Origin of the sequence: Clostridium aromativorans (assembly GCF_020908015.1) — a bacterium.
Taxonomy (GTDB): domain Bacteria; phylum Bacillota; class Clostridia; order Clostridiales; family Clostridiaceae; genus Clostridium_B; species Clostridium_B aromativorans.
The window spans coordinates 78453-98987 of record NZ_JAJJPB010000012.1 but is presented as its reverse complement, the minus strand read 5'-3'; the positions used below and the strand labels follow the sequence as shown (position 1 = coordinate 98987).

28 protein-coding genes and 1 riboswitch are annotated in these 20535 nt (G+C 33.0%); of the genes, 27 read left to right on the top strand and 1 reads right to left on the bottom strand.

What is annotated here, in order from left to right; translation table 11 throughout:
* The first annotated feature begins 10 nt into the window (after positions 1-10).
* From rplR to LN736_RS10625, 27 genes are all read left to right on the top strand, one after another.
* Positions 11-370, top strand: coding sequence for a 50S ribosomal protein L18 (gene rplR, locus LN736_RS10755; RefSeq protein ID WP_150355410.1), 360 nt, complete (start codon positions 11-13; stop codon positions 368-370).
* Positions 371-386: 16 nt separating this feature from the next.
* The gene (gene rpsE / locus LN736_RS10750; RefSeq protein ID WP_150355409.1) at positions 387-884 is read left to right on the top strand and encodes a 30S ribosomal protein S5; all 498 of its coding nucleotides are present in this window, start codon (positions 387-389) and stop codon (positions 882-884) included.
* 12 nt (positions 885-896) lie between these two features.
* Positions 897-1076, top strand: coding sequence for a 50S ribosomal protein L30 (gene rpmD / locus LN736_RS10745; RefSeq protein WP_150355408.1), 180 nt, complete (start codon positions 897-899; stop codon positions 1074-1076).
* A 22-nt stretch (positions 1077-1098) separates the two neighbouring features.
* Positions 1099-1539: a 50S ribosomal protein L15 gene (gene rplO, locus LN736_RS10740; protein ID WP_150355407.1), complete on the top strand. Its 441-nt coding sequence runs from the start codon at positions 1099-1101 to the stop codon at positions 1537-1539.
* A gap of 1 nt (position 1540) precedes the next feature.
* On the top strand, positions 1541-2821 hold the full coding sequence (secY, locus tag LN736_RS10735) for a preprotein translocase subunit SecY (RefSeq protein WP_150355406.1): 1281 nt from the start codon (positions 1541-1543) through the stop codon (positions 2819-2821).
* A 25-nt stretch (positions 2822-2846) separates the two neighbouring features.
* The gene (locus LN736_RS10730; protein ID WP_150355405.1) at positions 2847-3500 is read left to right on the top strand and encodes an adenylate kinase; all 654 of its coding nucleotides are present in this window, start codon (positions 2847-2849) and stop codon (positions 3498-3500) included.
* A 300-nt stretch (positions 3501-3800) separates the two neighbouring features.
* The gene (infA, locus tag LN736_RS10725) at positions 3801-4019 is read left to right on the top strand and encodes a translation initiation factor IF-1 (RefSeq protein WP_011988826.1); all 219 of its coding nucleotides are present in this window, start codon (positions 3801-3803) and stop codon (positions 4017-4019) included.
* Between the two features lie 18 nt (positions 4020-4037).
* Positions 4038-4151 (top strand): 50S ribosomal protein L36, encoded by a 114-nt coding sequence (rpmJ, locus tag LN736_RS10720; protein ID WP_007062395.1) that lies wholly within the window; start codon positions 4038-4040, stop codon positions 4149-4151.
* Between the two features lie 214 nt (positions 4152-4365).
* Positions 4366-4740: a 30S ribosomal protein S13 gene (gene rpsM, locus LN736_RS10715; protein ID WP_150355404.1), complete on the top strand. Its 375-nt coding sequence runs from the start codon at positions 4366-4368 to the stop codon at positions 4738-4740.
* A gap of 19 nt (positions 4741-4759) precedes the next feature.
* Positions 4760-5158 carry a 30S ribosomal protein S11 gene (gene rpsK, locus LN736_RS10710; protein WP_150355403.1) on the top strand — a complete coding sequence of 133 codons (399 nt, stop codon included), beginning with the start codon at positions 4760-4762 and terminating at the stop codon, positions 5156-5158.
* A gap of 21 nt (positions 5159-5179) precedes the next feature.
* The gene (gene rpsD / locus LN736_RS10705; RefSeq protein ID WP_150355402.1) at positions 5180-5800 is read left to right on the top strand and encodes a 30S ribosomal protein S4; all 621 of its coding nucleotides are present in this window, start codon (positions 5180-5182) and stop codon (positions 5798-5800) included.
* 63 nt (positions 5801-5863) lie between these two features.
* Positions 5864-6811 carry a DNA-directed RNA polymerase subunit alpha gene (locus tag LN736_RS10700; RefSeq protein WP_229981520.1) on the top strand — a complete coding sequence of 316 codons (948 nt, stop codon included), beginning with the start codon at positions 5864-5866 and terminating at the stop codon, positions 6809-6811.
* Between the two features lie 61 nt (positions 6812-6872).
* On the top strand, positions 6873-7214 hold the full coding sequence (gene rplQ, locus LN736_RS10695; RefSeq protein WP_150355400.1) for a 50S ribosomal protein L17: 342 nt from the start codon (positions 6873-6875) through the stop codon (positions 7212-7214).
* A 94-nt stretch (positions 7215-7308) separates the two neighbouring features.
* Positions 7309-8154 (top strand): energy-coupling factor transporter ATPase, encoded by an 846-nt coding sequence (locus tag LN736_RS10690; RefSeq protein WP_150355399.1) that lies wholly within the window; start codon positions 7309-7311, stop codon positions 8152-8154.
* Positions 8139-8993 carry an energy-coupling factor transporter ATPase gene (locus tag LN736_RS10685; protein WP_150355398.1) on the top strand — a complete coding sequence of 285 codons (855 nt, stop codon included), beginning with the start codon at positions 8139-8141 and terminating at the stop codon, positions 8991-8993. Before LN736_RS10690 ends, LN736_RS10685 begins: the two co-directional genes overlap by 16 nt.
* A 12-nt stretch (positions 8994-9005) precedes the next feature.
* Entirely contained in the window at positions 9006-9815 is an 810-nt protein-coding gene (locus tag LN736_RS10680; protein WP_150355397.1) for an energy-coupling factor transporter transmembrane component T family protein, read from the top strand.
* A complete protein-coding gene (gene truA, locus LN736_RS10675; protein ID WP_150355396.1) occupies positions 9815-10549 on the top strand; it encodes a tRNA pseudouridine(38-40) synthase TruA in 735 nt (244 codons plus the stop codon). Before LN736_RS10680 ends, truA begins: the two co-directional genes overlap by 1 nt.
* Before the next feature lie 167 nt (positions 10550-10716).
* Positions 10717-11151, top strand: coding sequence for a 50S ribosomal protein L13 (gene rplM, locus LN736_RS10670; protein ID WP_229981519.1), 435 nt, complete (start codon positions 10717-10719; stop codon positions 11149-11151).
* 25 nt (positions 11152-11176) lie between these two features.
* The gene (gene rpsI, locus LN736_RS10665; protein WP_150355394.1) at positions 11177-11569 is read left to right on the top strand and encodes a 30S ribosomal protein S9; all 393 of its coding nucleotides are present in this window, start codon (positions 11177-11179) and stop codon (positions 11567-11569) included.
* 157 nt (positions 11570-11726) lie between these two features.
* On the top strand, positions 11727-12434 hold the full coding sequence (gene cwlD, locus LN736_RS10660; protein WP_150355393.1) for an N-acetylmuramoyl-L-alanine amidase CwlD: 708 nt from the start codon (positions 11727-11729) through the stop codon (positions 12432-12434).
* 216 nt (positions 12435-12650) lie between these two features.
* The gene (locus LN736_RS10655; RefSeq protein ID WP_150355392.1) at positions 12651-13625 is read left to right on the top strand and encodes a GntR family transcriptional regulator; all 975 of its coding nucleotides are present in this window, start codon (positions 12651-12653) and stop codon (positions 13623-13625) included.
* 161 nt (positions 13626-13786) lie between these two features.
* Positions 13787-14515 carry a tetratricopeptide repeat protein gene (locus LN736_RS10650; RefSeq protein ID WP_150355391.1) on the top strand — a complete coding sequence of 243 codons (729 nt, stop codon included), beginning with the start codon at positions 13787-13789 and terminating at the stop codon, positions 14513-14515.
* A gap of 39 nt (positions 14516-14554) precedes the next feature.
* Positions 14555-16171, top strand: coding sequence for a phosphoenolpyruvate--protein phosphotransferase (gene ptsP / locus LN736_RS10645; RefSeq protein WP_229981518.1), 1617 nt, complete (start codon positions 14555-14557; stop codon positions 16169-16171).
* Positions 16172-16325: 154 nt separating this feature from the next.
* Positions 16326-17093 carry a DUF4652 domain-containing protein gene (locus LN736_RS10640; protein ID WP_150355389.1) on the top strand — a complete coding sequence of 256 codons (768 nt, stop codon included), beginning with the start codon at positions 16326-16328 and terminating at the stop codon, positions 17091-17093.
* Positions 17086-18297: a tetratricopeptide repeat protein gene (locus LN736_RS10635; RefSeq protein WP_150355388.1), complete on the top strand. Its 1212-nt coding sequence runs from the start codon at positions 17086-17088 to the stop codon at positions 18295-18297. The genes LN736_RS10640 and LN736_RS10635 overlap by 8 nt, the downstream gene beginning before the upstream one ends.
* Positions 18298-18465: 168 nt before the next feature.
* Positions 18466-18783 (top strand): thioredoxin, encoded by a 318-nt coding sequence (trxA, locus tag LN736_RS10630; protein ID WP_150355387.1) that lies wholly within the window; start codon positions 18466-18468, stop codon positions 18781-18783.
* A gap of 103 nt (positions 18784-18886) precedes the next feature.
* On the top strand, positions 18887-19753 hold the full coding sequence (locus LN736_RS10625) for an NAD(P)/FAD-dependent oxidoreductase (RefSeq protein ID WP_150355386.1): 867 nt from the start codon (positions 18887-18889) through the stop codon (positions 19751-19753).
* Between the two features lie 99 nt (positions 19754-19852).
* Here LN736_RS10625 and LN736_RS10620 read toward each other — a convergent pair whose 3' ends face one another.
* The gene (locus LN736_RS10620; RefSeq protein ID WP_150355385.1) at positions 19853-20377 is read right to left on the bottom strand and encodes a cell wall hydrolase; all 525 of its coding nucleotides are present in this window, start codon (positions 20375-20377) and stop codon (positions 19853-19855) included.
* 3 nt (positions 20378-20380) lie between these two features.
* A riboswitch (cyclic di-AMP (ydaO/yuaA leader) is annotated at positions 20381-20510 on the bottom strand.
* Positions 20511-20535 lie beyond the last annotated feature (25 nt).

Genomic DNA, 20535 nt, shown 5'->3' with positions numbered 1-20535 from the left:
AGTGAACCTTATGTTTAAAAAAGATGATAGAAAAAAGTTGAGGGAAAAACGTCATCTTAAAGTTCGTAAAAAGATTTTTGGAACAACTGAAAGACCAAGACTTTCGGTATACAGAAGTGATAAGAATATATATGCTCAAATAATAGATGATATAAAGGGAGCAACTCTAGTTTCTGCTTCAAGTTTGGATAAGGATTTTCAAGGTATAGGGAGTAATAAAGAAGCAGCAAAAGTTGTTGGAGAAGCTATAGCAAAAAAGGCTATGGAAAAAGGAATTAAAAGAGTTGTTTTTGACAGAGGTGGATATGTATACCATGGAAGAGTACAAAATTTAGCTGATGGAGCAAGAGAAGCTGGATTGGAATTTTAAAAGAGGAGGGAAGTAAATGAGAATTGATCCTAGCACTTTAAATCTTAAAGAAAAAGTTGTATTTATAAATAGAGTTGCTAAAGTTGTTAAAGGTGGTAGAAACTTTAGATTTAGTGCTCTAGTTGTAGTGGGCGACGAAAATGGCCATGTAGGAGTGGGAACGGGAAAATCTATAGAAATACCCGAAGCAATTAGAAAAGGAATAGAAGATGCAAAAAAGAATTTAATTGATGTACCAATTTTCGGTACAACAGTGCCACACGACATAACAGGTCAATTTGGAACAGGAAAAGTATTTATAATGACAGCACCTGAAGGTACTGGAATTATAGCAGGTGGACCTTCTAGAGCGGTGCTTGAACTTGCGGGATTAAAGGATGTTAGAGCAAAATCAGTGGGTTCTAATAATCCACGAAATATGGTAAATGCTACTATTGATGGTTTATCAAAACTAAAGACAGCAGAACATATAGCTAGTCTTAGAGGTAAAACTGTCGAAGAGATTTTAGGTTAGGAGGGAATGACCTTGGCTAAACTTAAAATAACTTTAAAGAAAAGTTTAATAGGCAGAAAAAAAGATCACATTGCTACTGTTAATGCTCTTGGATTAAAGAAAATAGGGAAGATTGTAGAGCAAGAGGATACTCCTCAGATAAGAGGCATGATCAAAAAAGTTAGCTATCTTTTAGATGTGGAAGAAGCATAGTACAGAGGAGGTGTAAGTATAAATGAAACTTCATGAGTTAAAACCAGCAGAAGGCTCAAGAAAATCACGTAAAAGAATTGGAAGAGGTACTGGTTCAGGTTTTGGAAGAAATGCCGGAAAAGGTGAAAAAGGTCAAAAAGCCAGATCTGGCGGTGGAGTGAGAATAGGATTTGAAGGCGGACAAATGCCACTTTATAGAAGACTTCCTAAAAGGGGCTTCACTAATATATTTGCAAAAGAGTATTTTGAATTGAATGTTGAACGATTGAATATATTTGAAGATGGGACAGAAGTTACACCGGAATTACTTTTAGAAAAGAGAATTATAAGAGGATCAAAAGATGGATTGAAGGTACTTGGAAATGGCGAGCTTAAAAAGAAGCTCACGGTAAAAGCAGCTAAATTTACAAAAACTGCAGCAGAAAAGATAGAAGCGGCTGGAGGAAAAGTAGAGGTGATATAAGGTGCTATCGACCTTACGTAATGCTTGGAAGGTTCCTGAACTTAGAAAGAGATTGATATTTACTATACTTATGGTAGTAGTATTTAGGTTGGGTAATTTTATTCCTGTTCCAGGGATTGATACCACTAAATTGACTAATTTAACTCAAAATGGATCGTTATTTGGATTCTATGATCTTTTAGCAGGAGGTGCATTTAGCAGATTTAGTATATTTGCTATGGGAGTTATCCCTTTTATCAATTCCTCCATTATATTTCAATTGCTTACAGTTGCTATACCTCGTTTAGAACAATTGTCTAAAGAGGGAGAGGAAGGAAGAAAGAAAATACAGGAATATACAAGATATGCATCAATACCACTTGGAGTAATTCAAGGCTTTAGCATATATGCTATAATAAGTAGAGCTGGTGCGCTGGTAGATCCATCTAATAAAATAAATATAATTATGATAATATTTACTGTAACTGTGGCATCGACTTTTCTCATGTGGCTTGGTGATAGAATCACGGAGCATGGCATTGGAAACGGAATTTCTCTTATAATATTTGTAAATATTATTTCGAGGTTTCCGTCTGCTGTATCCAGTATATTTAATCTTCAGCAAGTTGGAACGGTTAATTTTGTGGAATTAATAGGATTTGGAGCGGCAATAATTATACTGTTTATAGCAGTTGTACTCATGAGTTTGGCTGAAAGAAGAATCCCAATACAATATGCTGGCAAAACCAATGGTGGTAGAATGTATAAGGGACAGTCAACGCATATCCCCATTAATGTAAATGGAGCAGCTGTTATTGGAATTATATTTGCCATATCGGTTATGCAGTTTCCAGCTACTATAGGTCAGTTTTGGCCTGATTCTGCTTTTAATAACTTTATAACAGTAAGCTCATTTAGTCCATTTAAAGAGAGCAATTGGCAATATTCGGTGCTGTATTTCTTATTGACAATTTTTTTCACTTGGTTTTATACCGAAGTTACTCTTAAGCCGGAGGAAATGGCTGAGAATATGAATAAATCATCTGGGTTTATACCGGGAATAAGACCAGGAGAACCAACAACCATATTCATAGAAAGGGTTTTGGCTAGAGTATCATTTTTAGGAGGAGCTTTTGCCGGCATAGTGGCTATATCACCTATAATAGCAGAAACCTATACTAATTTTAAAGGTATATATTTTGGTGGAACAGGATTGCTTATCATAGTGAATGTTGCTATTGAGACTGTAAGGCAGATAGAATCCCAGCTGTTAGTGCGTCATTATCGTGGATTTTTGAATTAATAAATTATTTTGGAGATGATGCTATTTGAAGATAATCTTATTAGGACCTCCGGGAGCAGGAAAGGGAACTCAGGCTAAATTTATCAGCGAGAGGTATTTTATACCACATATATCTACTGGTGATATATTTAGAAAGAATATTTCAGAAAAAACTTCCCTTGGGGTTGAGGCTAAAAAATATTTAGATGAAGGAAAATTAGTACCTGATGAAATTACTATAAGTATGATGAAAAATAGATTGGCTGTGGATGACTGTAAAAAAGGGTTTTTGCTAGATGGATTTCCAAGGACAGTAACTCAAGCCAAAGCTTTAGATTTATTTCTGAGTAATACAGGGGGAAGGATAGATGTAGCTCTTCTTATTGATGTTCCTAAAGACTTGATTCTTAATAGGATAACGGGAAGAAGGGTTTGCCCATCTTGTGGTGCAAGCTATCATATAAAATTTAATCCACCTAAAGTAGAGGGAAAATGTGATGTGTGTCATAATGACATTGTACAGAGGAAAGATGATACCGAAGCCACTGTTAAAAGTAGGTTGGATGTGTATGACAAGCAGACTGAACCCTTGATTGACTATTATGAAGCCCAGGATGTACTTTCTACAGTGAATGGGACTGGTGAAATAGATCAAGTTTTTCAGAATATAAAAGATGTTTTGAAAGATATTCACAAATAAAAATGTTCTAGAAGGTTATATTGTCTAGTTATGAGGCATTATATGATAAGTTGGTGAAATGTAGAATAAACTATTGAAGGGTTGGATAGAATTTCAAAGAGGCTGTAGACAGAAATATTGTTGAAGTTGAGTGATTATTGTTGCTACAGGTGTAGTGTAAAAATTCATTTTTGAAGTATTCAATAATGGAGTATTGACTAATGTAAATTAAAAGAGTATAATATTATCTTTATAATATACTAGAAGTGATATTAAAGAATGGTTTCGCAGTCAGCAATAACAAGGAGGTTTGATTACCTTATGTCAAAAGATGATGTTATTGAAATGCAGGGTACTGTCTTGGAGGCTTTGCCCAATGCAATGTTTGAAGTAGAATTAGAGAGCGGACATAAAATATTGGCACATATATCGGGTAAATTGAGAATGAATTTTATAAGAATACTTCCAGGTGACAAGGTTACAGTAGAACTTTCCCCATATGATCTAACTAGGGGAAGAATAACCTGGAGGGCAAAGTGATTGAGGGGAGGGTTAGCGATGAAAGTAAGGCCATCAGTTAAGCCTATGTGTGAAAAATGTAAGATCATAAAGCGAAAGGGAAGAGTAATGGTTATATGTGAAAACCCTAAGCATAAACAAAAACAGGGATAAATTAGTTAAAAATGAGGCTAAGTATAAAATGTATATTATATAGATAGAACAAATAATGTGCTAAATTGATATTTTATAATGTAAATTTTACGCTAATCATGTTTTAAAGTGCGGCTGCAGCAAAATATTTTATATATTCTGCTGACTTTAAAACTTTATATAATAAATATAAATAAATCTTTATCCATTAGATACTCAGGAGGTGTAAATTTTAATGGCAAGAATAGCAGGTATTGACCTACCAAAGGAAAAAAGAGTTGAGATAGGTCTCACTTATATATATGGTATAGGGTTACCTACTTCTCAAAAAATCCTAAAAGAAGCTAATGTCAATCCAGATACCCGAGTTAAGGATTTAACAGAAGAGGAAATTAACTCGCTGAGAAATTATATAAAAAATTTAAGGATTGAGGGGGATTTAAGAAGAGAAGTTGCTCTCAATATAAAGAGATTAGTAGAAATAGGTTCATATAGAGGAATAAGACATAGGAAGGGTCTGCCAGTTAGAGGGCAAAAAACTAAGACAAATGCGAGAACTAGAAAAGGACCTAAGAAAATAGTAGGAGCTAAAAAGAGGTTAGTAAAATAATAAGGAGGCAAGGGAAAAGATGGCAGCTGGAAAAGTTAAAAAGACTACCAGAAGAAAAAAAGAGAAAAAAAATGTTGAACATGGCTGTGCACATATAAGATCAACTTTTAATAACTCAATAGTTACTATTACAGATGCTGCTGGAAATACTTTATCTTGGGCCAGTGCAGGCGGTTTAGGATTTAAAGGTTCTAGAAAAAGTACGCCATTTGCTGCACAAATGGCAGCTGAAACATCAGCTAAGGCAGCTATGGAACATGGATTGAGGAGTATTGAAGTATATGTAAAAGGGCCAGGTGCGGGCAGAGAAGCGGCAATAAGATCACTCCAAGCAGCAGGACTTGAAGTTACTTTAATTAAAGATGTAACTCCAATACCGCATAATGGATGTAGACCACCAAAGAGAAGAAGAGTTTAGTAATAGGAGGTGTAAATTTTAATGGCAAGATATACTGGGTCAGTATGTAGACTTTGCAGGAGAGAGGGTTTAAAACTATTCCTCAAAGGCGATAGATGTTATACAGATAAATGTGCATTTTCAAGAAGAGGGTATGCACCGGGACAGCATGGGCAGGGAAGAAAGAAAATATCAAACTATGGCCTGCAATTAAGAGAGAAACAGAAAGCTAAGAGAATATATGGAATATTAGAAGGACAGTTTAGAAGATACTATGAAAAAGCTGATATGAAAAAGGGTATAACAGGTGAAAACTTATTGGTTTTGCTTGAAACAAGACTCGATAATATAGTTTACAAACTTGGCTATGGTCAGTCAAGATCAGAGGCTAGACAATTAGTAACTCATGGTCATTTCTTAGTTAATGGTAAGAAGGTAAATATTCCTTCTTTTAAAGTGTCAATTAATGATGTAATAACTGTGAATGATAAGAGCAAAACATCAGAAAAATTTAAAACTTTTGCAGAAAATCCTAAAACTTTACCAGCTTGGTTAGAAGGAGATATAGAGAACTTTCAGGGAAAGGTTATTAGAGAACCATCAAGAGATGAAATAGATGTCCCTGTTAATGAAACATTAATAGTAGAGTTGTACAGTAAGTAATTAATATAGAATCAGTTGCCCTCGAGGATACATTATTAGATAAATAGAAGGAGGGTTATATTCATGTTAGAAATAGAAAAACCCAAAATTGAATGTGTTGAAACTAGCGAAGATGGTAGCTACGGAAAATTTGTAGTAGAACCGCTGGAGAGAGGTTATGGTATTACTCTTGGAAATGCACTTAGAAGGATTCTTCTCTCTTCACTTCCAGGAGTGGCTGCTAACTATATAAAAATAGATAGTGTGCTTCATGAGTTTTCAACTGTACGTGGGGTAAAGGAAGATGTAGCAGAGCTAATCTTAAATATAAAGGAATTAGCTTTAAAAATGAATGGAGAAGGTCCTAAAACAATATATATAGATGCTCAGGGCCCAGGAGAAGTTATAGCGGGAGATATAAGGACAGATGGCGATGTCGAAATAATCAATAAAGATTTACATATAGCTACTCTGGATGAAGATGCTAAGCTCTATATAGAAATTACCGTAAATAGCGGTAGGGGATATGTTTCTCAGGCAAGAAATAAATCTGAAAATATGCCAATAGGTACAATCCCTGTAGATTCAATATATACACCTATTAGAAGAGTTAATTTTGCTGTAGAAAATACGAGAGTTGGCCAGATAACTGATTACGATAAATTGTCCTTGGAAGTGTGGACAAATGGAACTATATTGCCGGATGAGGCTGTAAGTTTATCTGCTAAAATTCTTATAGAGCATTTTAAGTTATTCATGACTTTAACTGATCATGCTAATAATGTAGAGATAATGGTTGAAAAAGAAGAAGATAAGAAAGAAAAAGTCCTTGAGATGGCAATAGAGGAGTTAGAGCTTTCTGTAAGAAGCTATAATTGTTTAAAAAGAGCTGGCATAAATACAGTACAGGAATTAACTGAGCGAACTATGGATGATATGATGAAAGTTAGAAACTTAGGTAAAAAGTCCTTAGAAGAAGTTGAACAAAAACTTGATGCTCTGGGATTATCGCTAAAGCAAAACGAAGATTAAAAATTTGGAGATAAATTCTGATAGGATTATTTAATAACAACAGTAGTAAGGAGGGATATAAATGGCACAGTACCGTAAGTTAGGGCGACCATCTGATCAAAGAAGAGCTATGCTTAGAAATCTTGTTACTAGTTTTCTTAAACATGGAAAGATACAGACAACGGGAACAAGGGCGAAGGAAACGAGAAATATAGCAGAAAAAATGATAACTCTTGCCAAAAGAGGAGATCTTCATGCTAGGAGACAAGTACTTTCTTTCGTAACTGAAGAAGAAGTTGTAAAAAATTTATTTACTGATATAGCTCCTAAGTATGCTGAAAGAAATGGCGGTTACACCAGAATGTATAAAATAGGTCCAAGAAGAGGCGATGGAGCTGAGTTAGTTATACTAGAGTTAGTATAATATGGAGGGAATATGGAGGGATTAAGTAAGTTAGCTTAATCCCTGTTTTTCTATTATGATATTAAAGCGCTTATCCAATTAGCGAGGTGTTTCTATGGAAAAAAAGATGATATTATGTGAAAAAGTAAAATATAGGTATGAGGACAGTGATAAGGGGAATTCTAAATTTGCCATAGATGACGTTAGTCTTCAAGTAGAAAAGGGAGAATTTCTTGTGATTTTGGGAAGAAATGGTTCGGGAAAGTCTACCATAGCAAAGCATATGAATGCGTTGTTAAATCCAACTAGCGGTAAAGTGTATGTAGAGGGGTTGGATACGTCAGATGAGAAAAATACCTGGAGTATTAGAAATAAAGCAGGAATGGTTTTTCAAAATCCCGATAATCAGATAGTTGCAACTATTGTGGAAGAAGATGTTGCTTTTGGACCGGAAAATTTAGGTGTGCCACCTGAGGAAATAAGATTGAGAGTTAATGAATGTTTAAAAAGAGTACATATGTATGAATATAGAAAACATGCACCTCATTTGCTTTCAGGAGGGCAGAAACAAAGAGTAGCTATTGCTGGGGTACTTGCTATGAGACCGGATTGTATAATATTTGATGAATCTACTGCAATGTTGGATCCTTCAGGTAGGAAGGAAGTACTGAATACAATAAAAGAGATAAACAGTAAGTATGGTATGACTGTGATTCTTATTACTCATTATATGGAGGAAGCAGTTGATGCTGATAGGATAATTGTCATGGATAAAGGTAAAATTATAATGGAGGGTTCTCCGAGAAATATATTTAGTCAAGTAGCTAAAATGAAAGATATTGGACTTGATGTGCCTCAGATAACTGAATTAGCTTATGAACTCAGAAATAGTGGAGTCAATATTAGAACCGATATATTAACTATAGATGAGATGGTGAGTGAATTATGTCAATTAAAATAGAAAATTTAACTCATGTATATATGAAAGGTTCGCCTTTTGAAAAAAAGGCATTGGATAATATAGATATTGAAATTAAAGATGGAGAATTTGTTGCTCTTATAGGACACACCGGCTCAGGAAAATCTACACTTATTCAGCACATAAATGGTCTTTTAAAACCAACTTCAGGAAAGATCATAATAGATGGTGTGGATATTACCGAAAAAAAGATCAATTTGAATTTTATCAGAAAAAAAGTTGGACTTGTATTTCAATATCCAGAATACCAATTGTTTGAAGAAACCATAGAAAAAGATATTGCTTTTGGGCCTAAGAATTTGGGATTAACCAATGATGATATAGTTAAAAGAGTAAAAAGAGCTATGAATATGGTTGGGCTAGAATATGAAGAGTATAAGGACAAATCTCCTTTTGAATTAAGTGGCGGACAGAAAAGAAGAGTTGCCATAGCTGGAGTAGTTGCTATGGAACCTAAAGTACTTATACTAGATGAACCTACTGCAGGCCTTGATCCCAAGGGAAGAGATGATATCCTAGGAGAAATAAGGAGTTTACATGATGAATACAATATGACTATAATACTTGTGTCACATAGTATGGAAGATGTAGCTAAACTTGCAGATAGAATAATAGTAATGAATAAGGGAAAGTGTATATTGGATGGATCACCAGCAAAAGTTTTTAATAGAGTTGATGTTTTAGAAAATGTGGGGCTTGCAGTACCGCAAGTAACTTATATGGTAAAAAAGCTTAGGGAAAAGGGAATTAATATATCAAAAGATGTGTTTACTGTAGAGCAAGCAAAAGAAGAACTGCTTAAAATACTGAATAAAAGTTAGGAGAGCTGGCAAATGATTAAAGATATTACGATAGGACAGTATATACCTGGAGATTCTTTTGTTCATAAATTGGATCCGAGAGTTAAGATATTGATATCTTTAATATATATTGTGGATTTGTTTATAGTGAACAGCTTTAAAGGGTATATATTTATAGTAGCATTTACTGTAATTTCAATACTTGTATCTAGGGTACAATTTGTATATATATATAGAGGGCTTAAGCCCATATTTATTTTGGTACTTATAACTGCAATATTAAATATGTTTATGACCGGCGGAGTCAATCCACCAATATTTAAATGGAAGTTTTTAGTTGTATATAGAGAAGGATTGATTATGGCTGCATTTATGACTATCAGACTTATATTTTTAATTGTGGGAACATCGCTTCTAACATTGACTACATCTCCAATTGAATTGACTGATGGCATAGAAAAACTTTTAAATCCGATGAAAAAAATAGGTGTACCTGCTCATGAGCTAGCTATGATGATGACTATTGCTCTCAGATTTATACCTACTTTAATGGATGAAACGGATAAAATAATGAAAGCACAGATGGCAAGAGGAGCAGATTTTCAGTCAGGAAGTATTATTCAGAGAGCTAAAAGTCTTGTACCAATTTTAGTTCCACTTTTTATAAGCTCTTTTAGGCGGGCAGATGAATTGGCCATGGCTATGGAGGCCAGATGTTATAGAGGTGGAGAAGGCAGGACCAGAATGAAACAGCTTAAATTGACCAATAGAGATTTTATAGCATCAGCATGCACTGCAGTATTAGTATTTATTTCTGTACTAGGTAGAATGTGGTGGCATTGATGAAAAATATTAAATTGACAATACAATACGATGGTACCAATTATTCTGGTTGGCAGAGACAAAAAAATGCTGTTACTGTTCAGGAAAAGCTGGAAGATGCAATTAGAGAAACTACAGGTAGTTTCTCAGAAACCATAGGTTCCAGTAGAACTGATGCGGGAGTTCATGCTAAAGAATTTGTGTGTAATTTTTTTACGGACAGTAAAATACCTGCAACTAACTTTAAAATGGTATTGAATGGAGTACTTCCAGAAGACATAGTTGTACTAAAATCCGAAAGAATGGATGATAATTTCCATGCCAGATTTCACAGTATAGGCAAAAAATATGTCTATACTATAATAACAGGGAACAACAGGCCTGTTATAGGAAGACAATATGTCTACTATTTTAGAAGAAAATTGGATATAGAAAAGATTAAAATAGCATGTAAATATTTTTTGGGAATGCATGATTTTTCTGCTTTTAAGAAAAAAGGAGGTTCAGTGAGATCTTCTGTTAGAACTATAAGTGAAATGACAGTTGTACAAGAGGGAAAATTGATTAAATTCAATGTAATAGGAAATGGATTTTTGTATAATATGGTAAGGATAATGGTGGGAACTCTTTTGGAAGTAGGAGTGGGAAGATTTAAACCCGAGGATGTGAAATATATTTTGGAATCAAAGGACAGATCAAGGGCAGGTAAACCTGTTCCAGCAAGGGGTCTTTGTCTTGAGAAGGTGTTTTATTAATTGACACGCCAGGATCATTGTATTATAATATAAATGTTTGTAATTTTGATTATAAAGGATCCACTAGCCCCGGATCTTTCTATAGAGAAGCGTGTATTAAAATTATTAAATTAAAAGAGAAGTTAATTAAGAGAGGAGTTGAGAACCGTTATTTTTTAACGGGAAAGATGAAATCATATATAGCAAAACCCAATGAGATTGAAAGAAAATGGTACATTGTCGATGCTGCGGGAAAACCACTTGGAAGAGTAGCGAGTCAAGTTGCATCCATATTGAGAGGTAAAAATAAGCCTATATTTACACCACATGTGGATACGGGAGATTTTGTAATAATAATAAATGCTGAGAAAGTAGTTCTGACTGGGAAAAAACTGGATCAAAAAATGCTGAGACATCACACATTATATCCAGGTGGACTAAAAGAAATTCCCTATAGAGATGCATTGACAAAAAAACCTGAATTTGTATTTCAAGAAGCTGTCAGAAGAATGCTTCCAAAAGGAGTACTTGGAAGACAGATGTTGAAAAAGTTGAAGGTATACAGAGGCAGTGAGCACAATCATGAGGCTCAGAAGCCAGAAGTATTGGAATTAAGATATTAATTGGAGACTGAAGGGAGGATAAAAAATGGCTAAAGTTCAATATTGCGGAACAGGAAGAAGAAAAGAATCAATAGCAAGAGTTAGACTTGTACCTGGAGAGGGTAAAGTAATTATAAATAAAAGAAGTATAGAAGATTATTTTGGATTGGAAACTTTAAGAGTTATAGTTAATCAACCATTTGAATTAACTTCAACTGCCGGTAAGTTTGATGTTCTGGTGAATGTTCATGGTGGAGGCTTTACTGGCCAGGCTGGAGCTATACGACATGGCATATCAAGAGCGCTGTTGAAAGCAGATGAAAATTTAAGATTAGAACTTAAAAAAGCAGGCTTTTTAACTAGAGATCCTAGAATGAAAGAGAGAAAGAAATATGGTCTTAAAAAGGCCAGAAGAGCTCCACAATTTTCAAAGAGATAATGGAATTATGTCTAAGCTTCTAGAGGTAAAAGGTATTCTTACTTTTATCTCTAGAAGCTTTTTAATTTAGTGTAAATTTTATTAATATTTCTTAAAGATGTAGGTAAAGATATATAGTAAAGCTTTCAGACTATTATAAGGAGTTGATATAAGTGGTATGAAGGAGAAAAAAACCAATTTTACTATATTGTTAATATTATTACTTACATTTAGTATTGATATTTTCAGTTCTGCCAGGGTTTTAGGAAGCTATGACACTGCTGCTGGATGCGATAATAAAAATATAATTCTCATAGATCCTGGACATGGAGGTATTGACAGCGGTGCGGTATCAAAAGATGGAGTGATGGAAAAGGAAATAAATTTAAAAATAAGTAATAAACTTAAGAATAAGTTAACAAAAAGAGGTTATAAAATATTTATGACTAGAGAAGGGGACAATGGTCTTTATACTGAAGAAGGTAGAGTTAGAAAGAAAAAAATTGAGGATTTAAATAACAGATGTAAATTGAAAGAAAGTACAAAATGTGATATGTTTATAAGCATACACTTGAATATGTTTCCTCAATCTAAATATTATGGGGCACAGGTATGGTATTCAAAAAATGAAAATAGTAAAAAACTAGCTGCTATCCTTCAGAACAATTTAATTAATGATTTAGATAAAAACAATAACAGAAAAGAAAAAGCCGCATTGAATTCATATAAGGTACTTAGATGCAAATACGATATACCTTCTGTATTGATAGAATGTGGTTTTTTATCTAATGCTGAAGAAAAGAATAAATTGATTAAGGATGAATATCAAGATAAAATAGCAGAATCTATAGCTAAATCTATTGATAAATATTATATTTCTAATTGAGATTTCGTCAAATTAAAAAGAGCAGGTTTTAAATCTGCTCTTTTTAATAAGCTTAATTTCTAATTGTGGAATTAATGAGTTCCAAGTAAGGTCATTATAGTGATTTTTCTGAAGATTGTAAATTAATGCAAAACAGCTAATTGATTTTTACCCTGCATTATGGTATTCTGTAGGTAAAGCAATGTTTTAAGCTATTAATTTAGTGATTTTGGGGTGATGATTATAGAGATTAAAATAGATAAAGACAGTGAAATACCACTATATTTGCAGGTAAAAAAGACAATAATGAATTTGATAAACCGGGGTAAATTGAAAGTAGGAGAGAAAATGCCTACAGAAAGGGAACTGTCCGAAAAGCTTAAAGTGAGTAGAAATACTGTGAGTACAGCTTATGATGAATTAGAACAAGAGGGGGTCTTAAAGTCCTATCAGGGAAGAGGAACTTTTGTGGCGGAGGAAGCTAATCCCTGGAAAGCTCAGGATATAAGGCAGAAAATAATGAAATTTATTGATCTTGGATTTGAAGAGGCAATAGAATCTGGGATGGATGCTAATGAGTTTTTGGAAATTGTGATTCAAAGAGTAAGAGAAAAGAAAGAACTTATGAGTAAAATAACTGCTGTATATGTGGAATGTAATATTGAACAATCCAGAATGTTCAGCAAACAGATCATGGAAAGTACAAATATGAATGTAATTCCATTTACTCTTGATGATATAAGAAATATAAGTGATTCTACTAAAAAAATTATAGAAAAGAGTCAAGTTATAATAGCAACCTTTAATCATGTCAATGAAGTTGTTAAATTGACTAAAAGATTTCAAAAGGAAATAATAGGAGTGGCAATAAATGTAGATTTGGAAACCATAGTTAAGATTGCCAGGTATTCTGAAGGTACTAAGTTTGCATTTATATGTATCTCGAATGAATTTATGTTTAAAGCCAGGGGTGCATTAGAAAAAGCCGGGCTTGGAAATATAGACATTCAATTTACTAATTCTGCAAATGAACAGGAAATTATAAAGATTATAAATGATGCAGATGTTCTTATAGTATCACCAGGAAGGTATAGAGATGTTCAGCGGCACAATGTGGACAATAAATGTATAATGAAGTTTTTATATAGTCTTGATGACAATTCAGTTAAAGCATTAAAGTCAAAGATAATTGATCTTAAATATCAAAAGTGAAACTAATACAATTAGAAGAATGTATTGGTATAATTTGAACTTGTAAACTTCTCATAGAGAAAGTATAATATAAATAACCATATAGTCAATGCATAAATGATAAGTGTTCCAGATGATAATTGTTCTGAAATACTTATTTGCGTTTTTTAGGAGGAAAGTACATGGCTTATAAAAATAGGAAGGGCATAGGTACAAAATTATTTGGAAGATTTTCTCTAAAGACTAAGGTGATAATATTTTGTATCTTATGTATTTTTGCTGTGGTTTTGGTTATGAAGACTTCATATTGGAATAATAAAAATAAAGCTGCATTGGAAAATACACGTAAAGATGTCACTCAGGACACTGTGATAAAAGATAGCAATAATAACACTGGTGCAGCTGAGAATAAAGAGAACGAACACAACAAATTGGAAGAAGAGTGTAAAACTGCAGAGGAGTTTTTTAGAAATAAAGAATATTCTAAAGCTATAGGTAAAGCAAATGAGATTATAAGTCAAAATAATGAATTCTACAAGGCTTATAATATAAAAGGAATTGCACTTTGTTACAGCGGTAACTATGAAGAAGGAATGAAAAATATAGATAAAGCTCTTGAACTTAATCCTGATTTTGGCTATGCGCGATTTAATAAGGCGCTTGCCTATGAACTTTACGGCAAATATGATGATGCGCTTAACTGGTATGATAAAGATCTCGAAATAGAGAAATATATTTGGAGTTATTATGGAAAAGCCAGTATATATGGGAGGCGAGGAGATGTTCAAAATACGGTTAAATTTCTTAAGATAGCTATAGATATGTCTTCAGATGTTAAGGATATAGCGAAAGATGAAAAAGATTTTGAACCAGTGAAAAATTCAAAAGAATTTCAAGACTTGCTTAAATAGTATAATTTAATAAAATAAAAGATCTTAGGAGAGAAACTTATGAAAAAAGGTATACCTGCTTCTAAAGGTTATGCAATAGGTAGTGTACTCATAAAAAGGGAAAGCAAGATAAATGTAAAAAAAAGGTATGTAAAGGACGTCGATAAGGAAGAAAAAAGATTTCAGAAAGCTCTGGATTTATCCAGAAAGCAGCTTGAGAAAATAAAAATAAAATCTGAAAGGGAAATGGGAAGGGATAAAGCAGAAGTATTTGAAAGTCATATCATGCTTTTAAAGGATGAAGAATTTACAGGTGCTGTGAAAGTGAGAATAAAAACAGATCATATAAATGCAGAAGTAGCCCTTTATGAGGTAGTAAACTCTTATATGAAAATTTTTAATTCCATGAAAGACGAATACATTAAGGAAAGAGGTGCTGATGTAAAAGATGTTGGAGATAGAATATTTGCCAACCTTACAGGACGTGGATCTTTTTTGAATAAAATTAAAAATGACAAAGTGGTAATAGTGGCTCATGATTTGACACCTTCGGATACTGCACAGCTGGATAAGAGCAAGATATCAGCATTTGTTACAGATATTGGAGGCAGGACTTCACATAGTGCTATTATGGCCAGGACTCTTGAAATACCGGCGGTAGTAGGTACTATGAATATAACGGATTTAGTTAAGGATGGAGATATTGTGATTGTAGATGGCGTTGAAGGCAATGTTATAATTAATCCTGATGAGAATACAATAAAAGAGTACAAATCTAAAATAAAAGTTTATAATATGGAAATAGAAAAGCTTAGGCCTCTAAGAGATGTGGAGACCATTACGAAGTCAGGTAGAAAAGTAAAAGTTCTTGCCAATATAGGTAAACCTCAAGATGTGGAACAGGTATTGAAAAATGGAGGTGAAGGTATAGGACTTTTTAGAACAGAATTCTTATATATGAATAGAGGAGATATGCCGCCAGAAGAAGAACAATTTGAAGCTTATAAATATGTAGTGGAAAAAATGGGAAACAAACCTGTGGTTATAAGAACTTTAGATATAGGTGGAGATAAGAAACTTTCTTATCTGCTGCTTCCTGAAGAAATGAATCCTTTTTTGGGATACAGGGCCATAAGACTTTGTCTCGACAGAGAGGATATATTTAAACCTCAATTGAGGGCAATGCTCAGGGCATCGGCTTTTGGAAATTTAAAAATAATGTTTCCCATGATAAGCTCTGTAAAAGAATTTTTACAGGCTAAGAATGTATTAAGGCAATGTATGGAGGAACTTGAAGAGGAAAAACTGGAGTTTAATAGAAATTTGGGAACTGGAATAATGATAGAAGTACCATCTGCTGCCTTAGAGGCAGCAGAATTGTCTAAATATGTGGATTTTTTTAGTATTGGAACTAATGATTTGATACAGTATACTTTAGCAGCAGACAGAATGAATGAAAAAGTATCTTATCTGTATGATCCAATGCATCCTGCCGTATTAAAGCTCATAAAAAATACTATAGATGCTGCCCATAGGAGAGGAAAACCATGTGCAATGTGTGGCGAAATGGCGGGAGATGAAAATTCCATACCCATTTTAGTAAAGTATGGCTTAGATGAATTTTCCATGAGTGCCTCCTCCATGTTGAAAGCCAAACAGATTATAATGGAAAATTAATTTTAAAAACTACTGATATATTTATGAATATCGGTAGTTTTTAGTATATATTTATTATGGTATAATTTAATTAAATATCCAATTGAGCTGTGGTTTTCCATATGTCTATAATATAATGCACGATTGTGTTACTTTGTATTGGGAGGAATATTATATGAAAATTAAAAAATTTGGTTATTTAATATGTATACTATCAGTCATTTTAGCCATGGGGTTTACTGGATGCTCTGACAGCAAAAACAACTCTGATTCTACAAAAAATGTATCTAAAAATAATTCCACCGGTTCTGAGAAAACTAACTCAAATAGTACAAGCAATGAGAATAGAGAAGTTGAAAAGCCCAAAAACAGTATAGAATCAAATACTGTTGCTAAGAATTCAGAAGGAATAAAATTTTCAAAAAAGGAATTGAGCAGTGATACTAAAATAAATTTTAATACTCCCTGGAAAAGCTCTGAAGATGGAAGTTATAGTGCTTGCATAGAGGGAAAAGGTAGCAGTGCATTGGAAGAGGGACAGGGAAGAATAATAGTAAAAAATGGACAAAAAATTTACAGTTTTCAAATTGAAGGGAACACTGCAATATCTCCTAAATATTTGGAATGGGCTGACAGTGAAAATATTTTTGTCATTATAGGATCTTCTCATGGCACGATGTCAAAAGGAGGAGATTTGTATATGTTAAATGTAGGTAGGAATGAAGTTGTACTGTTGATAAAAACACCTAGTAAAAAACAGCAGATAATATCCGTACAAAAAAGTGGAAGTAATGTAAATCTAAAAGTAAATGTATATGATGATGATGCATACAATAAATCTCATGTAGAAGATTGGGTCATCAATTCTTTTAATACAGAATTAAATGGCGAAATGGAAGTAAAAAATTCTGATGGGAAAGTGGTATATAAAATAAATGAATAAGTCTCAAAAAATATATAATAAGGCTCTGGATAAATATAATAAGGGATGTATAAAACGCTCATTAGAATTATGTGATAAAAGTATATCTATAAATATAAAAAATAAAGCAGCTATTAACTTAAAGGGACTTTTACTATATTTGAAAGGTGACTTATTGAATGCAAGAAAAATTTGGAACATGAATTATAAAGTCAACAATGATGAAGTGGCTCAAAAATATATTGAAGGCTCGAAAGATGATGATACAAGATTTGATCTATATAAAAGAGCTCTAATGTTAATCAAAGAATTGAGAATAAATGAAGCATTGATGCTGCTTGAAAAATGTGCTGAAAGTGATTTTAATTATATCGAAGTAAATAATTGCAGTGCACTGTGCCACATAAAAAGAGGCAGCTACAATAAGGCACTGGAGAAGATAAATAATGTTTTTAAAGTGGATGTGGATAACCCTCAGGCAAAAAAAAGTATGAAATTGCTTAAAGACATGGATGTTATAAAAAAAGGATTAAATATAAAAAAAGTAGTATGTATTTTTGTAGTTGTTTTATTTGCAGCATCTCTATGGTGGGTGTGTATTTACAGTGGTAGATTGAATTTTAGAAATAATTCTGAAAGCAAAGATAATGTGGTCAAAGTGGAAAAAGTGAAAAATAGTTTAAAAAACAATCAAAACGTAGGCAATGTGGATGTTTTTCCGAAGAAAAATATGGAGAATTATATACAGAATAAAGATTATAATTCTATGTACTTGCAATTTGTTAAATGGAAAGACAAGAAGCTAAATCCGAATGATAAGAAAATTCTATTAACAGCTTATAAGATCCTAAGTGAAGATGGATGTTTGTATTTTTATAATTTAGGTAGTAAATATTTGGACAGTGGAGATCATAATAATGCTGTTTCTTATTTTAAGAAAGCCTATGTAGTTGGAACTAAAAGTTATTTATACCCTCATATAACATATTTCCTTGCAAGGTCTATTGATTTATCAGGAGATTCTAGCAGTGCATTAAAGTATTATTCTCAGTATGATAAGAGCTTTTCTGAGGGAAGCTATGAAGATACAGTTTTGTATAGGCTTGCTGTTCTATATAAAGGTATGAATATGAATATATCCAAAAATTATGCCCAAAAATTAGTAAATAAATATCCAACATCCATTTACAATAATTCTGTAATAGACGATATTTTAAATGGTTAAATAAAGACTAAAAATTAGTTACTAGACAAATAATAAAATTGTTATCTAAATTTGATGAAGCACTGCTATTTTCAACCTTAAAGAAAAAATGAGAAATTACAGTGGCTAATCATTCAGGTAAAATATAATTAGGGGAAATATCCCTATAATTTGTAAGGAGGAAGAATAATGGTAGAAGAAATAAAGGATTCAGATTTTTCCAGCTCAATTAAAAATTCATCTACTCCTGTAGTTGTTGATTTCTGGGCTTCTTGGTGTGGACCTTGTAAAATGCTGTCACCTGTAATAGAGGAGGTTTCAGATGAAATGCAGGGAAAAGCAAAGTTTTTTAAGCTGAATGTAGATGAAAACCCAGTTACTGCAGCCCAATTCAAAATTGCCAGTATTCCAACTGTCATGGTATTTAAAGATGGAAATATAGTAGATAAGTTTATTGGATTTAGACCAAAGGATACTATAAAAGATGTTTTGAAAAAACATGTTTAATTGTGGATAGTTGTCAAAAATCTAAACATGCTAAAATGACAAATTGACACTGTTGATTTGTCATTTTAATTATAGCGGTAAATGGATCAGGAGGTGTATACAAGTGGATTCTAGATATGATATTGCCATAGTGGGCAGTGGGCCAGCAGGACTTTCTGCAGCAATCAATGCTAAGATAAGGAATAAAAATATTATTCTCTTTGGAAATGCGGAACTTAGTGAAAAGCTGGTGAAAGCTGCCCAAATCAAAAATTATCTTGGACTTCCAGATATAACGGGACTGCAGCTAAAAGATAAGTTTGAGAAACATATAAAATCTATGAATATAAATATAATTTTAGAGAGAATAAATGAAATATATGCCATGGGTGAATATTTCGGCCTTATGGTCAACAAAAAAATGTATGAGGCAAAAACTATTGTATTGGCTACTGGTATTGAATATACTAAACCTTTAAGGGGAGAGGAGAAGTTTTTGGGAAGAGGGGTAGGGTATTGTGCTACTTGTGATGCTCCTCTATATAAGGGAAAGATTGTGACTATTATAGGATATAACAAAGAAGCTGAGAAAGAGGCTAACTATGTAAATGAACTGGTTAAAAAGGTCTATTATGTACCTATGTATAGAGATAAATTAAAATTGGATGGGGATATAGAAGTAGTAAGAGGCAAAGAACTAGAAATATATGGAAAAGAAAAAGTGGAAAAGGTACTTTTGAAGGATAGAGAAATAATTACAGATGGAGTATTTGTATTAAAGGACAGTATTTCACCGGCACAGCTTGTTCCAGGAATTGCTATGCAAGATAATCATGTGAAAATAGACGTAAATATGAATACGAATATACCAGGGTGTTTTGCAGCCGGAGATTGTGCCGGAAAACCCTATCAATACATGAAAGCTGTGGGCCAGGGGCAGATAGCGGCGTTAAATGCCGTTTCGTATTTAGATAATTTAAGTGATTCATAATTTCAAATTACAATGAAAAGTTAATGGTGAATTGAATAAATAAGTTTTATAAAAAAGTGTACTTCTGCAAGTTTATTTTGCAAAAGTACACCTCTTTATTTAATTTACTACAAAAAATACGTGATTTCCTATAGATTTGACATTTTTTTTGCGTATATTTTTCATCCATTGAGATGTAGCTATTTTAGGATTATAGAAAAAAATAGACTTATTAGTTGGATCTACTCCTTTTAATGCCTGTAAGACTGCATTATAACTATCTTTGTTTGCTACTACATCTATAGTTCCATTTCTGACACAGGAAAAAGCTCCTTTTTGTGTTACTACTCCCTTTACTGTTTTTGGGAATTCCGGATATTGTAATCTGTTGAGTATTACAGAAGCCACTGCCACCTTACCTTCAAAGGGTTCACAATTACTTTCGGCATAAACTACCTTAGCCATTAAATTTACATCATCTTGTGTTATAGGTATCTTTTGGTCAGAGTAGTTAAATACCTGTACAACCTCCTCCTGTTCATTAAATAAAGTGGAGTTTGCATTGTTGAGAGTACATGAGCTTACATTCTGTAATGGCATAAATAGCATCAAAAAGAGAATAATAAAATAAAAAAATTTTTTCAAATCAAATCATCTCCTTATTACCGGCGGGGTTAGCTGACGGGTTCGGTAAAGGCATAACCTACGTATAATACGATTCACCCCAATATTACTGGTTTCCCCGTGTTTTTTATTTAAACTTAGGTCAATGATATTGTACCCATTTATTAAAATAAAATACA

Bases quoted from the DNA above. Each gene is read 5' to 3' on its own strand.
- rplR (WP_150355410.1), top strand. From the start codon at position 11: ATGTTTAAAAAAGATGATAGAAAAAAGTTGAGGGAAAAACGTCATCTT.
- rpsE (WP_150355409.1), top strand. From the start codon at position 387: ATGAGAATTGATCCTAGCACTTTAAATCTTAAAGAAAAAGTTGTATTT.
- rplO (WP_150355407.1), top strand. From the start codon at position 1,099: ATGAAACTTCATGAGTTAAAACCAGCAGAAGGCTCAAGAAAATCACGT.
- infA (WP_011988826.1), top strand. From the start codon at position 3,801: ATGTCAAAAGATGATGTTATTGAAATGCAGGGTACTGTCTTGGAGGCT.
- rpmJ (WP_007062395.1), top strand. From the start codon at position 4,038: ATGAAAGTAAGGCCATCAGTTAAGCCTATGTGTGAAAAATGTAAGATC.
- rpsM (WP_150355404.1), top strand. From the start codon at position 4,366: ATGGCAAGAATAGCAGGTATTGACCTACCAAAGGAAAAAAGAGTTGAG.
- rpsK (WP_150355403.1), top strand. From the start codon at position 4,760: ATGGCAGCTGGAAAAGTTAAAAAGACTACCAGAAGAAAAAAAGAGAAA.
- rpsD (WP_150355402.1), top strand. From the start codon at position 5,180: ATGGCAAGATATACTGGGTCAGTATGTAGACTTTGCAGGAGAGAGGGT.
- LN736_RS10700 (WP_229981520.1), top strand. From the start codon at position 5,864: ATGTTAGAAATAGAAAAACCCAAAATTGAATGTGTTGAAACTAGCGAA.
- rplQ (WP_150355400.1), top strand. From the start codon at position 6,873: ATGGCACAGTACCGTAAGTTAGGGCGACCATCTGATCAAAGAAGAGCT.
- LN736_RS10690 (WP_150355399.1), top strand. From the start codon at position 7,309: ATGGAAAAAAAGATGATATTATGTGAAAAAGTAAAATATAGGTATGAG.
- LN736_RS10685 (WP_150355398.1), top strand. From the start codon at position 8,139: ATGTCAATTAAAATAGAAAATTTAACTCATGTATATATGAAAGGTTCG.
- LN736_RS10680 (WP_150355397.1), top strand. From the start codon at position 9,006: ATGATTAAAGATATTACGATAGGACAGTATATACCTGGAGATTCTTTT.
- truA (WP_150355396.1), top strand. From the start codon at position 9,815: ATGAAAAATATTAAATTGACAATACAATACGATGGTACCAATTATTCT.
- rplM (WP_229981519.1), top strand. From the start codon at position 10,717: ATGAAATCATATATAGCAAAACCCAATGAGATTGAAAGAAAATGGTAC.
- rpsI (WP_150355394.1), top strand. From the start codon at position 11,177: ATGGCTAAAGTTCAATATTGCGGAACAGGAAGAAGAAAAGAATCAATA.
- cwlD (WP_150355393.1), top strand. From the start codon at position 11,727: ATGAAGGAGAAAAAAACCAATTTTACTATATTGTTAATATTATTACTT.
- LN736_RS10655 (WP_150355392.1), top strand. From the start codon at position 12,651: ATGATTATAGAGATTAAAATAGATAAAGACAGTGAAATACCACTATAT.
- LN736_RS10650 (WP_150355391.1), top strand. From the start codon at position 13,787: ATGGCTTATAAAAATAGGAAGGGCATAGGTACAAAATTATTTGGAAGA.
- ptsP (WP_229981518.1), top strand. From the start codon at position 14,555: ATGAAAAAAGGTATACCTGCTTCTAAAGGTTATGCAATAGGTAGTGTA.
- LN736_RS10640 (WP_150355389.1), top strand. From the start codon at position 16,326: ATGAAAATTAAAAAATTTGGTTATTTAATATGTATACTATCAGTCATT.
- LN736_RS10635 (WP_150355388.1), top strand. From the start codon at position 17,086: ATGAATAAGTCTCAAAAAATATATAATAAGGCTCTGGATAAATATAAT.
- trxA (WP_150355387.1), top strand. From the start codon at position 18,466: ATGGTAGAAGAAATAAAGGATTCAGATTTTTCCAGCTCAATTAAAAAT.